Source organism: Arthrobacter liuii, from assembly GCF_014639275.1.
Lineage (GTDB): Bacteria > Actinomycetota > Actinomycetes > Actinomycetales > Micrococcaceae > Arthrobacter > Arthrobacter liuii.
This window is the reverse complement of record NZ_BMFW01000004.1, coordinates 62800-76868: the sequence shown is the minus strand read 5'-3', so window position 1 is coordinate 76868 and position 14069 is coordinate 62800. Positions and strand designations below refer to the sequence as shown.

Genomic DNA, 14069 nt, shown 5'->3' with positions numbered 1-14069 from the left:
CGGTTTGTGTCGTACCCCACACACCCCACTACACTTCTAGGTGAGCTCAGCGTGGCGCTCTGCCTGTAAACCTTCTCCCCAGGATTTGAGCCGAACATGAAAATTGGAATCCTTACCAGCGGTGGCGACTGCCCCGGGTTGAACGCCGTAATCCGAGGCGCCGTGCTTAAGGGCATCGCCGTCCACGGCCAGGAATTCGTTGGATTCCGTGATGGCTGGCGCGGCGTGGTGGAGGGCGACATCATCGACATCCCCCGCACCATGGTCCGCGGCATCGCCAAGCAGGGCGGCACCATCCTGGGCACCTCCCGCACCAACCCGTTCGAGAACGGCGGCGGACCCGAAGCCATCAAAGCCCACATGGACCGGCTGGGCATCGACGCAATCATCGCCATTGGCGGTGAGGGAACGCTGGCCGCCGCGAAGCGCCTGACCGACGCCGGGCTCAAGATTGTGGGCGTCCCCAAGACGGTGGACAACGACCTCGACGCCACCGACTACACCTTCGGTTTCGATACCGCCGTGCAGATCGCCACCGAAGCCATCGACCGGCTCCGAACCACTGGTGAGTCCCACCACCGCTGCATGATCGCCGAAGTGATGGGCCGGCACGTGGGCTGGATTGCCCTGCACGCCGGTATGGCGGCCGGCGCGCACGCCATCCTTATCCCGGAGCAGAAGGTCAGCATCGAGCAGATCACCGAATGGGTCAAGGAAGCCCACGCCCGTGGCCGTGCGCCCCTGGTGGTGGTGGCCGAAGGCTTCGTTCCGGAGCACATGGAAAGCCCGCACTCCGAACGGGGCTTGGACACCTTCGGCCGCCCCCGCCTGGGCGGAATCGCGGACCAGTTGGCGCCGGAGCTCGAAGCCCGGACCGGCATTGAAACCCGCGCCACCATCCTGGGCCACATCCAGCGCGGCGGCGTCCCTTCGGCGTTCGACAGGGTACTGGCCACCCGGCTTGGCATGGCCGCCATCGACTCCGTAGTGGAAGGCTACTGGGGCACCATGGTGGCGCTGAAAGGCACAGACATCCAACACGTCGCCTTCGCGGAAGCCCTGGGCCAGCTCAAGACCGTCCCGCAAAACCGCTACGACGAGGCCGCGGTCCTGTTCGGCTAAGTCACTGGGCCGCCCTAGGCTGGGACCATGACACTCGATCCCGGTTCAGCGGCCATCATCCAGCTGGCGTGGGCGCGCCGGCTGGGCCTTGACGACGACGCTTTCGGCGACGCCCTGGCTTCCGGGGAACGGATTGTCCGCGCCGACGAATCAGCCCGGACGGTCGAGTTCGTGCGGTTATTCGGCAGTTCCGTGCTGGTGGGACCGCAGAGCGTCATCGACGCCGCGACAGAGCTCCCTGACGGGGAAATGGCCCACCACGTCACGCTCCTGAAACTGACCAGGGAGCTTGGCGGCCATGGGCTCGGTGCCGCGGCCTTGTTCTTCGCCGACGACCTGCCGCTTCAGCAGCCGTCGGAGGAACTGACGGTCTCGCACGGTAACCCCGAGGCGATCGAACTGGAGGGCCGCTGCCCGCCGGACGACGTCAACGAAGTGGGCCTCTCCGACCTTGAAAACCGCTACACCATCGTGCACGAGCAGGCCGGGAGGCGCGTCCCCCTGGCCTGCGGGGCCTACGGCGAGTGGGAGGGCCTGCTGGCCAACATGGGCGTCCTGGTGGACCCCGGGTGGCGGCGGCGCGGTTTGGGCTCGCTTGCGGGCTCCATCGCCGCCCATGAGGCACTCGCCGCCGGGCTGACGCTGCAGTGGCGGGCAGACGTCAGCAACACCGGCTGCCTGGCGCTGGCACGGAAACTCGGCCCCTCAGCCGGCGGAATCCAGACCAGCGTCCACCTTCGCTGACGCCGGGCCCTGTTCCTGATCCTGCCCCTGTCCAGGTGCTTGCCAGCCCTGGACCGGCTGTGGCTTGGCGAAGAACAACGACACCGCCGCGCCCACCAGGATCACTGCGGCGGGCAGCAGGATGGACTGGCCCATCGCCGTCGAGAACCCGCTGTGCAGGAACTCGGGCAGCGAGCCGCCCATTGCCATCCCTTCCCCTGCGGATCCGCCGGGCCCTCCCGAGGGAAGCTCAGCGGCCAGCCGGGACTGGATCAGCACGGCGATGGCGGCGCTGCCCAGGACCGCGCCGATCTGGCGGGTGGTGTTGTAGACGCCCGAGCCCGCCCCGGCCTGGCGCGGCGGCAGGTTCCTGGTGGCGGTGGTGCTGAGGGGCGCCCAGATGCCGGCGTTGGCGAAGCCCAGGACGGCGCTGGGAAGCAGGAACATCAGGATCGGCGTATCCGGCTGCATCAGGACCGAGTTCCAGAGGAGTGCCACCGCCATGAGCACCAGTCCGGTGGCTGTGATGTATTTGGGGTTCACCCGGTCCACCAGCTTGCCCACCACTGGTGCCAGGCCGCCGGAGATCAGCGCCATGGGCACCATCATCAGGGCGGACTGCGTGGGGGTAAGACCCCGGACCAGCTGGTAGTAGAAGATCAGCGGCAGGCTGAAGGCCGTTACGGTGAAGCCCACAGTGGTGATGCCAATGTTGGCCAGCGAGAAGTTCCGGTCCCGGAACAGCGCCAGCGGCAGCAGCGGCTCGCCCTTGTTGAACTTCTGCCACAGGACAAAGGCGACGAGCACCACGAGGCCGGCGATGATCAGGCCCCACACGCTGATGGGCCCGGTAATCGTGCCCCAGTTGTAGGTCTCACCCTCCTGGATCCCAAATACCAGCAGGAACAGCCCCACCGCGCTCAGCAGGACGCCGGGAATATCGAACCGGTGCGGGTGGGTGCTCAGTGCCGGAACGTTGCGCATCGCCAGGATGAAGCCAACGACGCCGATGGGCACGTTGATGAAGAAGATCCACTCCCAGCCAAGGCCGTCCACCAGGACGCCGCCCAGGATGGGTCCCACGAGGGTGGCCATCCCCGCTGTAGCGCCCCACACGGCCATGGCTGAGCCGCGGCGGTCCGGCGGGAAGATCCGGGTGATGACGGCCATGGTCTGCGGTGTCATCATCGCCGCGCCGAGGCCCTGGAGGACACGGGCAGCGATCAGGATCCCGACGTCCCCGGACAGGCCGCACCAGAGCGAGGCGAGGGTGAAGACCACCAGCCCGGAGAGGTAGAGCTTCTTGGGCCCGAACCTGTCGCCAAGGCGGCCGGTGATGAGCAGCGGGACGGCGTAGGCCAGCAGGTAGGCGCTGGTCACCCAGATCACCGAGTTGATGTCCGCGTGCAGGCCTTCCATGATCCGCGGGTTGGCAACGGACACGATGGTGGTATCGATCAGGATCATGAAGAACCCGATCACCAGGGACCACAGTGCCGGCCAGGGCTTTGCTACGTTTTCCACTCGGTCATCCTTCAGGAGTTTTGATTGGCGCCGGGCCGAAACCCGGTAAGGCTAGGCCAGCAGGTCCAGGATCTCCCTGCGGGCAAACATTTGCGCCGCGGCCCGTGCCGACGGCGCACCGGCGTCCGGATCCGCTCCGGCGCCCAGCAGGACCCGGGCCACGTCCATGTAGCCCTTGAATGCCGCTCCGGCGAGTGGGGTCTGGCCCCGGTCGTTGGCGGTGTTGGCGTCGGCACCGTGCTGCAGGAGCAGCTGAACTGTCCCGGCATGGCCGTGGTACGCGGCCAGCATGAGCATTGAATCACCCGCGGCGTTTGTCATTGTGGCGGGAACCCCGCCGTCCAGGTAGGCACCCAGCAGCGCGTCGTTTCCCTCGCGGGCAGCCTGGAACAGCGTATGCGCCAAAGCCAGCGCGTCGTCGTCGTGCACTTCCGCTGCCTCCGTCCCACCGCCCGCAGGCATGGTCCCGGTGTGCTCAGTCATCAGCGTGGCCCCCTCAGGAATCCGGTCTGGCGCCCCACCACCTGGCCGGCGTCAGGGGCGACAATGAGTTCCTGGGCGGCCGGGTAAGGCTCGTCGCCATCCAGGACCGTCAGTATCTCATCCGGGGCCACGGAACGCTTTACGACCGCCAGGGCCACGGGCCCCATCTCGTAGTGCTGCGCCACCGACGTCACCGTTCCGACTTTCCGCTCCCCTGCCATGACCGGGCTGCCGGCCGCGGGCAGGGTGTGCTGCGAACCGTCCAGCTGCAGGAACACCAGGCGGCGCGGCGGATGACCCAGGTTGTGGACACGGGCGATGGTTTCCTGCCCCTTGTAGCAGCCCTTGGCCAGGTGCACGGCGGTGCGCAGCAGGTCCAGTTCGTGCGGGATGGTCTTGTCATCGGTCTCGGCGCCGAGGCGCGGGCGCCACGCGGCGACGCGCAGGGCCTCCGCGGCGAGCACGCCGGCCAGCGCCCGGCCCTTGACGGCGTCCTCCAGTGCCGCGGCGGGGATAAGGTACTCGAACCAGGGGCGCTCAAGGCCCGGATGGCTCTCCTCCGGCACGGTGGCGTAGGAGTATCCGCCGGCAGCGACGTGCGGCCATGGGTCCTGCCAGGCGAGCCGGCCGGACCACTCGGGGACGGCCCGGGTACTGCCCACCACGGCCCAGTCAGCGGAGGCGTCGTCAACCTCCACGCGCAGCATGAACTTCATCCGGTTGAGGTACTCGGCCAAGGGTGCGGCCTCGGCGGCCTCAACGATCAGCCAGGTGGTCCCGCCGTCGTCAATGACGCGGGCCTCGAAGTCGATGCGGCCCTGGACGCTCAGGAGCAGCAGTTCGCTGGACTCGCCCGGCTTCAGGGCCGCAACCTGTTGCGAGGACAGGGTGTTGAGCCAGCTGAGCCGGTCGGGTCCGCTGACGGTGACCACGCCGCGGTGGGAAAGATCGACGACGGCGGTTCCGGCGGCGAGGGCGCGCTGCTCGCGCAGCGGCTCGCCGTAGTGGGCGGCGACTCCGGCGTCAGGGCCGGTGGCCTCGACAGCGCCGGGGCGCGACAACAAAGGGCTGGGCGTAGTCATATGAAGTAGAAGTCCTGGGGAGCTAGCGGTATTCCGGGTTTTCAAAATCGAATCTGGTTCCGGCCGACCATTCCTGCGGCAGGTTTCCGTAGGCCGGGTAGCCGCCGGCGTCTTTCAGGATCCGCGCCAGGTGCAGGAGGTTCCACGTCATGAAGGTGGTATTGCGGTTGGTGAAGTCGGTTTCCGGACCACCCGAGCCTTCGTCAAGGTAGCTTGGGCCGGGCCCCACGGGTCCAATCCAGCCGGCGTCCGCCTGGGGCGGGATGCTGAAGCCGATATGCTGCAGGCTGTAGAGGACGTTCATGGCGCAGTGCTTGATGCCGTCCTCGTTTCCGGTGATCAGGCAGCCGCCCACCTTTGGGTAGAACGCCCACTGGCCCTTGGCGTTGAGCTGGCCGGAATGGGCGTAAAGGCGCTCAATCAGTTTCTTGGTCTGGGAGGAGTTGTCGCCCAGCCAGATAGGTCCTGCCACCACCACGATGTCAGCTTCCTGGACGGCCGGGTATATCTGAGGCCACTCATCCGTCGCCCAGCCGTACTGCCTCATGTCCGGGTAGACACCGGAGGCGATCTCGTGATCCACGGCGCGGATCACCCGGGTGGTAACACCCTGTTTCTCCATGATCCGGCGACTGATGGTGATGAGGCCTTCAGTGTTGGAAGTTTGGGGCGATTTCTTCAGGGTTCCGTTGAAGAAGACGGCCTTGAGGCCGGTGTAGCCACCAGGATTCCCTGCTGCTTCCGCGCCGTTTTCCATGGCCCGACCCTTCCTGGTTAGGAGACTTTGTGCAGGAACGCGGAGGCATGCGCCTCCAGCCCCTTTCCGGTTTCTCCCCCCGTGGCCACATCCCACCGCCACAAAAGGTTGCCGTCCACCAGGCCGAAGATCCTGGTGGCTGCACTGTAGTCCTTGGAGTGGCTGCCGCGCATCACCATGTCGGTGGTCAACTGGATCTGGGGGCCTTTGATCTGGCCGTAGTACAGTTCCGAGATTCCGCCCGGGTGCGAGATGGACACGGAGATGTCGAAGCCGCCGTCCTTGTTGCGCAGCGCCTCCACCTCGTCGGCGCTCTTCAGCACCGGCACGATGTCCGCGGGCACCAGGCCGGGACCGCCGTCGGCGTCAAGCTGTTTGCGCTCCAGTGCCCAGAAACCGGTCTCGACGGTGAGCGGCCGAAGCCGTGTCCCTTCGTCGTCGGTCAACCAGCTTTCCGCACGGTACTGGAGGTATGGCAGGCCGTTGTGGGTGAAGGAGACGTGCTGAAGGAAGTGTTCGGAATCCTCGTCTCCGCTGCCCAGCCGGCCGCGGCCCTCCCACTCACCGATGAGCCACGAAAGGGGAACGAGTTCGGGGGTCAGATCTGTAGGAATCTCAATGGGCATTGGTGTTACCTCGAGATACGGCCGGCCCTGGAAAAGGCTGGCTACTTCTGGCCCTTGAAGAGGCGGTAGACCACGAAACCGGCGAACCAGGCCATGGACAGGCTCGCGATGCCGAGCAGGACAAGGAAGAAGATTTCAAAAGCAAGTACGGACATGGTGCCATCCTAACCCGTTAGTAGATGAGTAGTTTGTCTATGAAGTAGGCGAGTGATCCCACCGCCGAAACCGGCGCAAGGCCCATGCTCAGCGCCGCGGGGATGTTCAGCGGGGCGCCACGGAGTGTGGTCAGCCTGCGGAAGCTGGCCAGGACCGCACCCACCACCACGCCAAAGACGGCCGCCGGCAGGACGGCGATGTCTGACAGGACCAACCCGGCGAGCGGGCCGGCCAGGCCTGCAAGCACAACCCCCAGCGGTGCAACGATGCTGTCCGGCCAACGGATGAGCCCCGCAAGCAACGCCACTGCCGCGCTGACCGCTGCCACCAGGAGCATCTCCCGGACACCATTGAAACGGGCGCCGGCAATCCAGCCCGCGCCGAGGCAGGACAAGAGGACTCCGGCGCAGCATCCCAGGGTGGATTCCAGCCGCTGGGCCTGCCCGGTGCCGCGGATGAGCTGCACCACGAAGACGGCCATCATTCCCAGCGCCACGAAGGCCGGGGTCCAGTCCAGGTATCCCGGGGCCGGCGCCACGGCAGCCGCCAGAGCCGCGCCCGCACCCGGCAGGGCGATGACGGCGGCGAGCGTCTTCTTGGCGGGGATGCGCAGGAAGTGCGGCCAGCCGATGCCCACGGCTGCGGCGATCACGATGCCCACGGCAACCAGGGCCTCCGGCGAGGCATACACCCCGGCGATAATGGCGATGAGGCCGGCAATCCCGACGACGCCGACCGTCCAGGAACCAAGCGAACGCACGGGTGCCTGCAGTTCCGCCGTCATCCGGGGCCCCGCCTGTGCTTCATCGGTGCACTCACTGCGCTGTTTCCCATCCTGGCGATCGGCCCGAAGGCTGGTCCGCCCCCTCGTGGCAGGGCTGGTCCGCCCTGGTTCAATCCTGCCCTATATGAACTGGATGTGTCGCAAAACGTCCCCGTCCATGGCGTGGATCTGTGGCCTGGAAGAGCCCGCCGGGTATACTCAAGGTTCAGCTACGCTCCCTGCTGAGGTGGCTGGCCGGCGGCGTGCTGACGGACCAAAAACCTCGTGCGGGAAGCCAGTACCGGCCGGTGAGAATCCGGTTCAGTCGCCCAATGATGCGCGGACGGCCCTTGGAGGAACAATGTCGCACATCCTGTTACTGACAAACAGCACCGGTTCTTCGGTGGACATCCTGCCTGCCCTTGAGTTGCTGAACCACAGGGTCCATATCCTCCCCGCCGAGCCCACGGCCCTCCTCGAAACCGACCCCTGCGACATAGTCCTGCTGGATGCCCGCAAGGACCTGGTGGGGGCCCGTTCCCTCACCCAGCTCCTGAAAGCCACCGGACTCAGCGCTCCGTTGGTCCTGATCCTTACTGAAGGCGGCATGGCGGCGGTGTCCTCGGCCTGGGCTGTTGACGACATCGTCCTCGATTCCGCCGGACCCGCCGAGGTGGAGGCGCGCATCCGGCTCTCCGTTGCCCGGGCGGTGCCCGAGCAGGAGGACGCCCCGAGCGAGATCCGCGCCGCCGGCGTCGTCATCGACGAGGCAAGCTACACGGCCCGGGTCAACGGGGCGCCGCTGAACCTGACCTTCAAGGAGTTCGAGCTCCTGAAGTACCTGGCGCAGCACCCCGGCCGGGTGTTCACCCGCCAGCAGCTGCTCACCGAAGTCTGGGGCTACGACTACTACGGCGGCACCCGCACTGTTGACGTCCACGTCCGGCGTTTACGGGCCAAGCTCGGCGCGGACCACGAGAACCTGATCAGCACGGTCAGGAACGTTGGCTACCGCCTCACCCTGGTCCGGCAACAGGAAGACGAACTCACCGAGGCCTAAGCCCCGGGCGCCACCGGCGTATAGCCTTGGCTCATGACTCCAGCGCATCCGCAAAAGTGGCCCGTCCATGTCGTCCGGGGCGGAGTTGACCAGCAGCTCCTGAAGGACTGCCGCGACGTTCTGGCCGCGGCCGAGGAATCGGACGGCAATCCTTCCATTTCCGAGCAGACCCTGGTGACCCTGCGTGCCGGAGATTCCGCGGAGCACACACTGCTGACCCTGGCCCTTTACGCGCCCGATGAGGACTCCGATCCGGTGACCGGCCAGGACCTGGCGGGCTTCGCCGTCGTGGTGGAAGAGACTGACGGCAGCGGCATCCTGGAAATTGCCGTTCACCCCTCCTACCGGAACCAGGGAGTGGCGGACCGGCTGGTAGGCGCGCTCAAGGAAGTCCGGGGCTTTGGCGGACTGAACGCCTGGTCCCATGGCAACCATGAGGCCGCCGCGGACCTCGCCGCCCGCTATGGCTACGCGCCGGTGCGTGAACTGTGGAAGATGCGGATGACGACGGCGGGTGCGGACCTTCCCGACGCCGGCCTGCCGGACGGGGTATCGATCCGCACCTTCGTGCCGGGCAAGGATGAGGATTCCTGGCTGGCTGCCAACCGGGCTGCGTTCGCCCACCACCCGGAGCAGGGGAACCTCACCCGGGCTGACCTTGAGGCACGCATGGCGGAGGACTGGTTCGATCCTGCCGGCTTCTTCCTGGCCGAGGACCGGGACGGCCACCTCCTGGGCTACCACTGGACCAAGGTCCACCCCCGGCACGGGACGCACCCTGCCATCGGGGAGGTCTACGTGGTGGGCGTGGCACCGGAGGCCCAGGGCATGGGCCTGGGCAAGGCACTGACCATCGCCGGCATCAGGCACCTCCGTGACTCAGGGCTGAGCGGAGTCATGCTCTACGTGGACGCAGACAACACCGCAGCCGTGGCGCTCTACCGGCGGCTGGGATTCAGCCGCTGGGATATGGACGTCATGTATGGTCCGGCGGGAGGGTAAAAGGGCATCCACGTGAGCCCCTGGCAGGGCGTAAATCAGGGGCCGTGTGGCAGGAGAATGCTTGTAAGGTTGAAAGGGAGCCGCGCGGGGCGGAAGCGCCGGCACCAGAGCGCCAGCAAAAGGAGAAGCCATGAACCCGGAACCCTCCGGAACAGCCACGTCCCGGGATGTTGCGGTACCAGTGCGGGCCCGCTTCGGCTCCTCTGAAGTACCGGCGTCCAGGGCCACCCAGGACCGCATCGATATCCCCGAATTCGCGCCGAACCTGCAGCCGGAAGGCGACATCCGGCCGGACCGGTTCCTGGACCGTGAACTGAGCTGGCTGGCCTTTAATTCCCGGGTACTGGAACTGGCCGAGGACCCAACCCTCCACTTGCTGGAGCGGGTCAGCTTCCTGTCCATTTTCGCCTCCAACCTTGACGAGTTCTTCATGGTCCGCGTGGCTGGCCTCAAGCGCCGCATCGCCACCGGACTCGCAGTCCCCTCCCCCGCCGGGCTGAGCCCCGTCGAGGTGCTTGAGCGGATAAGCGAGGAAGCCCACCGGCTCCAGGAACGGCACGCGGAAGTCTACGCCGACCAGATCCGCCCGGCCCTGGCTTATGAGCACATCCATCTGATGCACTGGGCGGAGCTGGACGATGCCGCCAAGCAGCAGCTCAGCGTGATGTTTGCGGAAAAGGTATTCCCCATCCTCACGCCGTTGGCCGTGGATCCGGCGCACCCCTTCCCTTACATCTCGGGCCTGTCGCTCAACCTTGCCGTGGTGGTCCGGAACCCCGTCAGCGACAAGGAACTCTTCGCCCGCGTTAAGGTCCCGGACCAGTTGCCCCGCCTGATCTCCATCGATGGTCCCCGCGCCGGCGCCGTGCCCGGCCGTGTGGCCCGGTTCATCGCCCTTGAGGAAGTCATCGCCGTCAACCTGGACAAGCTCTTCCCCGGCATGGAGGTCCTGGAGCACCACACGTTCCGCGTCACCCGGAACGAGGACGTGGAGGTGGAGGAGGACGACGCCGAGAACCTCCTGCAGGCCTTGGAGAAGGAACTCCTGCGGCGCCGCTTCGGGCCGCCAGTCAGGCTTGAGGTCACCCATGACATCAACCCCAACATCCGGTCGCTGCTGATCCGCGAGCTGGGTGTGGAGGAATCCGAGGTGTATACGGTGCCGGCTCCGCTGGACCTCCGCGGCCTGTCAGTAATCGCCGGGATCGACCGGGCGGACCTGCACTACCCCAAGCACGTCCCCCACACCTCGCGGTACCTGAACGAATCCGAAACGTCCAAGGCGGCAAACGTGTTCGCCGCCATGCGCCGCCGGGACATCCTGCTGCACCACCCGTACGATTCGTTCTCCACCTCCGTGCAGGCGTTCCTGGAGCAGGCAGCGGCGGACCCGAAGGTCCAGGCCATCAAGCAGACCCTGTACCGCACCTCCGGCGACTCCCCCATTGTTGACGCCCTGATCGACGCCGCCGAGGCCGGCAAGCAGGTCCTGGCCCTCGTGGAGATCAAAGCACGGTTCGATGAGCAGGCCAATATCTCCTGGGCCCGCAAGCTGGAGCAGGCAGGCGTGCACGTGGTGTACGGCATCGTGGGCCTGAAGACGCACTGCAAACTTTCGCTGGTGGTCCGCCAGGAAGTGGACGGGCTGCGCCGCTACTGCCACATCGGCACCGGCAACTACCACCCGCGGACGGCACGGTATTACGAGGACCTGGGCCTCCTGACCGCCAACGACCAGGTGGGCGAGGACCTCTCCAAGCTGTTCAACCAGCTCTCCGGCTACGCACCCAAGTCAACCTTCAAGCGCCTCCTGGTGGCGCCGCGTTCCGTGCGTTCGGGGCTCATCGACCGGATTGAGACGGAAATCCGCAACGCGCGGGCGGGCGTGCCCGGGCATGTGCAGATCAAAGTGAACTCGATGGTGGACGAGGCCATCATCGATTCGCTGTACCGCGCGTCCCAGGCGGGGGTGAAGGTGGACGTGGTGGTCCGCGGCATTTGCTCGCTGCGCCCCGGCGTTCCGGGCCTAAGCGACAACATCACCGTGCGCTCCATCCTGGGCCGGTTCCTGGAGCACTCCCGCGTCTTCGCCTTCGCCAACGGCGGGGATCCCGTGGTGTACATCGGATCCGCCGACATGATGCACCGCAACCTGGACCGCAGGGTCGAGGCCCTTGTCCAGCTGGCCAGCGCGGATGACATCGCCTACGTCCTCGACCTGCTGAAGCGCTACATGGACCCGGACACGTCCAGCTGGCACCTGGACAACGAGGGCAACTGGATACGGCACCACCTCTCCGAGGACGGGAAACCGCTCGAAGACGTCCAGTCCTGGCTGCTGGCGTCCCGGCCGCGGCAACGCAGCCTCAGCCGGCGATAGGCAGCCGCGTTGTCGAGCGATGCACTCGTAGCCGACCAGACTGACCACCCGGGGGAACCCGTAGCCGTGACCGCTGCGGGCGCCATCCCGTGGCGGGTCGTGAAGGACCGCCTTGAAGTCCTGCTGATCCACCGGCCCAGCTATGACGACTGGTCATGGCCCAAGGGAAAAATCGACGCCGGCGAGACCATCCCCGAGTGCGCCCTTCGTGAGGTCTGGGAGGAGATCGGCCTTCGGGCACCGCTGGGCATCCCGCTGCCGTCCATCCACTACCACGTGGCGTCCGGGCTGAAGAAGGTCCACTACTGGGCGGTCAAGGTCAACGGGAACGGCCTGGTTCCGGACGGCAAGGAGGTGGACAGCGTCATGTGGTGCGCCCCCGAAAAGGCCGCCCGCCTGCTGACCAACCCTTCCGACGTCGGGCCCCTTGAATCCCTGCGGGACGCCCACGAACGCGGCGCCCTGGACACCTGGCCGCTGCTGGTGCTCCGACACGCCAAGGCCAAACCGCGCGCGTCCTGGAGCAAGGCAGAGGGCGAGCGTCCGCTGGCGGTCACCGGGACCCGGCAGGCCCAGGCCGTGGGCCGGCTCCTCAAGGCGTGGAAGCCGATGCGGGTGGTGACGAGTCCGTGGCTGCGCTGTGTGGCAACCGTGGCGCCGTACGCGCGGGAAAGTGGTGCCAAAGTAAAGCTGGCAGAAGGCCTGACCGAGCACAACCACCAACGCAGCCCGAAGAAGACGGCCGCCGTCATCGAATCCCTTTTCGACAAACAGCGGGCGGTGGTGGTCTGCACCCACCGGCCCGCCCTGCCCACCATCCTTAAGCAACTGTCCGCGCACATGCCCGCACACCTCGCGAAGCTGCTGCCCGCCGGCGACCCCTTCCTGTCTCCCGGCGAGATGGTGGTGTGCCACGTGGCCGTGGTCGGGAAGGCACGGGTTGTGGCAGTGGAGCAGTTCAGGCCCTTCGACGACTGAGCCCCGGCCCCAAGTAGACTTGAACCGTGAGCATCCCAACGCCTTATGAAGACCTCCTGCGGGATGTCCTGGCCTCCGGCACCCATAAATCGGACCGCACCGGCACCGGAACCACCAGCGTTTTCGGCCGCCAGATGCGCTTTGACCTCTCGAAAAGCTTCCCGCTGATCACCACCAAGCGGGTCCATTTCAAGTCTGTGGCCGTTGAACTTTTGTGGTTCCTGCGCGGCGAGACGAACATCAAGTGGATGACGGACCAAGGCGTCACCATCTGGAACGAATGGGCTGACGAGGACGGCGACCTGGGCCCTGTCTATGGCGTGCAGTGGCGCAGCTGGCCCACCCCGGACGGCGGCCACATCGACCAGATTGCCGAACTGATGGAGAACCTGAAGTCCAACCCGGACTCGCGACGGCACATCGTGTCCGCCTGGAATGTCTCTGAACTCAATGACATGGCCCTGCCGCCCTGCCACGCGTTCTTCCAGTTTTACGTGGCCAACGGCAAGCTGTCCTGCCAGCTCTACCAGCGCTCCGCGGACATGTTCCTGGGCGTGCCGTTCAACATCGCCTCGTACGCGCTGCTCACCTGCATGGTGGCCCAGCAGGTGGGGCTTGAGCCGGGTGAGTTCGTGTGGACCGGCGGGGACGTCCACATTTACGAGAACCACATGGACCAGGTCCTCAAGCAGCTGGAACGTGAGCCGTACCAGTACCCGCAGTTGAAGATCACCCGCAAGCCGGCGTCGATCTTCGACTACACGCTGGAGGACTTCGAAGTGGTGGGCTACCAGCACCACCCCACGATTAAGGCACCGATCGCCGTATGAGCACGGAAAACTCCACGGACCCCCAGTCCTTCACGGAGGAACTGGCCGCCTCGATCACGGGCGTCGGCTTGGTCTGGGCACAGACGTCCGACGGCGTCATCGGCAAGGACGGGGACATGCCCTGGCACCTCCCCGAGGACCTCAAGCACTTCACCCTGCTCACCACCGGGCACCCCGTGATCATGGGCCGCAAAACCTGGCTGTCCTTCCCGGACAAATACCGCCCCCTGCCCGGACGCACGAACATCGTCATCACCCGGCAGAAAAGCTGGGCCAACACGCCTGAGGCGGAGGGCGCCGTCGTGGCTCCTTCCCTTGACGACGCGCTCCTTGAGTCGCAGTTTGTCGACGGCGGCGAGACGGTCTGGATCCTTGGCGGCGGGGAGGTCTTCCGCCAGTCCACGGAGCTCGCCAACGTAGCGGTGGTCACCACCATCGACGTGACGGCCGACGGCGACACGTTCGCCCCCGAGCTTGGCCCCAGTTGGGAAGCGTCCGCCTCCGTCCCGCCGGACGGCTGGCTGACGGCCGCCAACGGCACACGCTACCGATTCACCAAATGGTCACGGACCGAGGGCTAGGA

14 protein-coding genes are annotated in these 14069 nt (G+C 66.4%); 8 read left to right on the top strand and 6 right to left on the bottom strand.

Translation table 11 applies throughout. From position 1 onward, the window contains the following. Nucleotides 1-96: 96 nt before the first annotated feature. Complete coding sequence (locus tag IEW19_RS06205) at nucleotides 97-1122, top strand: ATP-dependent 6-phosphofructokinase (RefSeq protein WP_188570808.1); 1026 nt, start codon at nucleotides 97-99, stop codon at nucleotides 1120-1122. Nucleotides 1123-1149: 27 nt separating this feature from the next. Then, a complete protein-coding gene (locus IEW19_RS06200; protein ID WP_188570807.1) occupies nucleotides 1150-1866 on the top strand; it encodes a GNAT family N-acetyltransferase in 717 nt (238 codons plus the stop codon). Here the strand turns inward: IEW19_RS06200 and IEW19_RS06195 are convergent. The 6 genes from IEW19_RS06195 to IEW19_RS06170 form a co-directional block, all read right to left on the bottom strand. Next, the gene (locus IEW19_RS06195) at nucleotides 1828-3369 is read right to left on the bottom strand and encodes a DHA2 family efflux MFS transporter permease subunit (RefSeq protein ID WP_188570806.1); all 1542 of its coding nucleotides are present in this window, start codon (nucleotides 3367-3369) and stop codon (nucleotides 1828-1830) included. The two genes, IEW19_RS06200 and IEW19_RS06195, sit on opposite strands and share 39 nt — an antisense overlap. Nucleotides 3370-3420: 51 nt before the next feature. Next, complete coding sequence (locus IEW19_RS06190) at nucleotides 3421-3852, bottom strand: ankyrin repeat domain-containing protein (protein WP_188570805.1); 432 nt, start codon at nucleotides 3850-3852, stop codon at nucleotides 3421-3423. Then, nucleotides 3852-4934: a CAF17-like 4Fe-4S cluster assembly/insertion protein YgfZ gene (gene ygfZ, locus IEW19_RS06185; protein ID WP_188570804.1), complete on the bottom strand. Its 1083-nt coding sequence runs from the start codon at nucleotides 4932-4934 to the stop codon at nucleotides 3852-3854. The genes IEW19_RS06190 and ygfZ overlap by 1 nt, the downstream gene beginning before the upstream one ends. Nucleotides 4935-4956: 22 nt before the next feature. Continuing rightward, complete coding sequence (locus tag IEW19_RS06180) at nucleotides 4957-5691, bottom strand: flavodoxin family protein (protein ID WP_188570803.1); 735 nt, start codon at nucleotides 5689-5691, stop codon at nucleotides 4957-4959. A 17-nt stretch (nucleotides 5692-5708) separates the two neighbouring features. After that, nucleotides 5709-6317, bottom strand: a complete 609-nt coding sequence (locus IEW19_RS06175; RefSeq protein WP_188570802.1) for a nitrobindin family protein — start codon at nucleotides 6315-6317, stop codon at nucleotides 5709-5711. Nucleotides 6318-6489: 172 nt separating this feature from the next. After that, nucleotides 6490-7257 (bottom strand): permease, encoded by a 768-nt coding sequence (locus IEW19_RS06170; protein WP_188570801.1) that lies wholly within the window; start codon nucleotides 7255-7257, stop codon nucleotides 6490-6492. A 340-nt stretch (nucleotides 7258-7597) separates the two neighbouring features. On the opposite strand from IEW19_RS06170, the gene IEW19_RS06165 reads away from it, so the two are divergent. The 6 genes from IEW19_RS06165 (at nucleotide 7598) to IEW19_RS06140 (ending at nucleotide 14067) form a co-directional block, all read left to right on the top strand. After that, entirely contained in the window at nucleotides 7598-8296 is a 699-nt protein-coding gene (locus IEW19_RS06165; RefSeq protein WP_133345752.1) for a winged helix-turn-helix transcriptional regulator, read from the top strand. 33 nt (nucleotides 8297-8329) lie between these two features. Beyond that, nucleotides 8330-9298, top strand: coding sequence for a mycothiol synthase (gene mshD / locus IEW19_RS06160; RefSeq protein ID WP_188570800.1), 969 nt, complete (start codon nucleotides 8330-8332; stop codon nucleotides 9296-9298). Between the two features lie 130 nt (nucleotides 9299-9428). Beyond that, nucleotides 9429-11678 carry an RNA degradosome polyphosphate kinase gene (locus IEW19_RS06155; protein WP_188570799.1) on the top strand — a complete coding sequence of 750 codons (2250 nt, stop codon included), beginning with the start codon at nucleotides 9429-9431 and terminating at the stop codon, nucleotides 11676-11678. A 9-nt stretch (nucleotides 11679-11687) separates the two neighbouring features. Beyond that, the gene (locus IEW19_RS06150) at nucleotides 11688-12656 is read left to right on the top strand and encodes an NUDIX hydrolase (RefSeq protein ID WP_188570798.1); all 969 of its coding nucleotides are present in this window, start codon (nucleotides 11688-11690) and stop codon (nucleotides 12654-12656) included. 26 nt (nucleotides 12657-12682) lie between these two features. Next, nucleotides 12683-13486, top strand: coding sequence for a thymidylate synthase (locus IEW19_RS06145; protein ID WP_188570797.1), 804 nt, complete (start codon nucleotides 12683-12685; stop codon nucleotides 13484-13486). Beyond that, a complete protein-coding gene (locus IEW19_RS06140; protein ID WP_188570796.1) occupies nucleotides 13483-14067 on the top strand; it encodes a dihydrofolate reductase in 585 nt (194 codons plus the stop codon). Before IEW19_RS06145 ends, IEW19_RS06140 begins: the two co-directional genes overlap by 4 nt. Nucleotides 14068-14069 lie beyond the last annotated feature (2 nt).

Bases quoted from the DNA above. Each gene is read 5' to 3' on its own strand.
- IEW19_RS06155 (WP_188570799.1), top strand. From the start codon at position 9,429: ATGAACCCGGAACCCTCCGGAACAGCCACGTCCCGGGATGTTGCGGTA.
- mshD (WP_188570800.1), top strand. From the start codon at position 8,330: ATGACTCCAGCGCATCCGCAAAAGTGGCCCGTCCATGTCGTCCGGGGC.
- IEW19_RS06170 (WP_188570801.1), bottom strand. From the start codon at position 7,257: ATGACGGCGGAACTGCAGGCACCCGTGCGTTCGCTTGGTTCCTGGACG.
- ygfZ (WP_188570804.1), bottom strand. From the start codon at position 4,934: ATGACTACGCCCAGCCCTTTGTTGTCGCGCCCCGGCGCTGTCGAGGCC.
- IEW19_RS06200 (WP_188570807.1), top strand. From the start codon at position 1,150: ATGACACTCGATCCCGGTTCAGCGGCCATCATCCAGCTGGCGTGGGCG.
- IEW19_RS06180 (WP_188570803.1), bottom strand. From the start codon at position 5,691: ATGGAAAACGGCGCGGAAGCAGCAGGGAATCCTGGTGGCTACACCGGC.
- IEW19_RS06205 (WP_188570808.1), top strand. From the start codon at position 97: ATGAAAATTGGAATCCTTACCAGCGGTGGCGACTGCCCCGGGTTGAAC.
- IEW19_RS06190 (WP_188570805.1), bottom strand. From the start codon at position 3,852: ATGACTGAGCACACCGGGACCATGCCTGCGGGCGGTGGGACGGAGGCA.
- IEW19_RS06175 (WP_188570802.1), bottom strand. From the start codon at position 6,317: ATGCCCATTGAGATTCCTACAGATCTGACCCCCGAACTCGTTCCCCTT.
- IEW19_RS06140 (WP_188570796.1), top strand. From the start codon at position 13,483: ATGAGCACGGAAAACTCCACGGACCCCCAGTCCTTCACGGAGGAACTG.
- IEW19_RS06165 (WP_133345752.1), top strand. From the start codon at position 7,598: ATGTCGCACATCCTGTTACTGACAAACAGCACCGGTTCTTCGGTGGAC.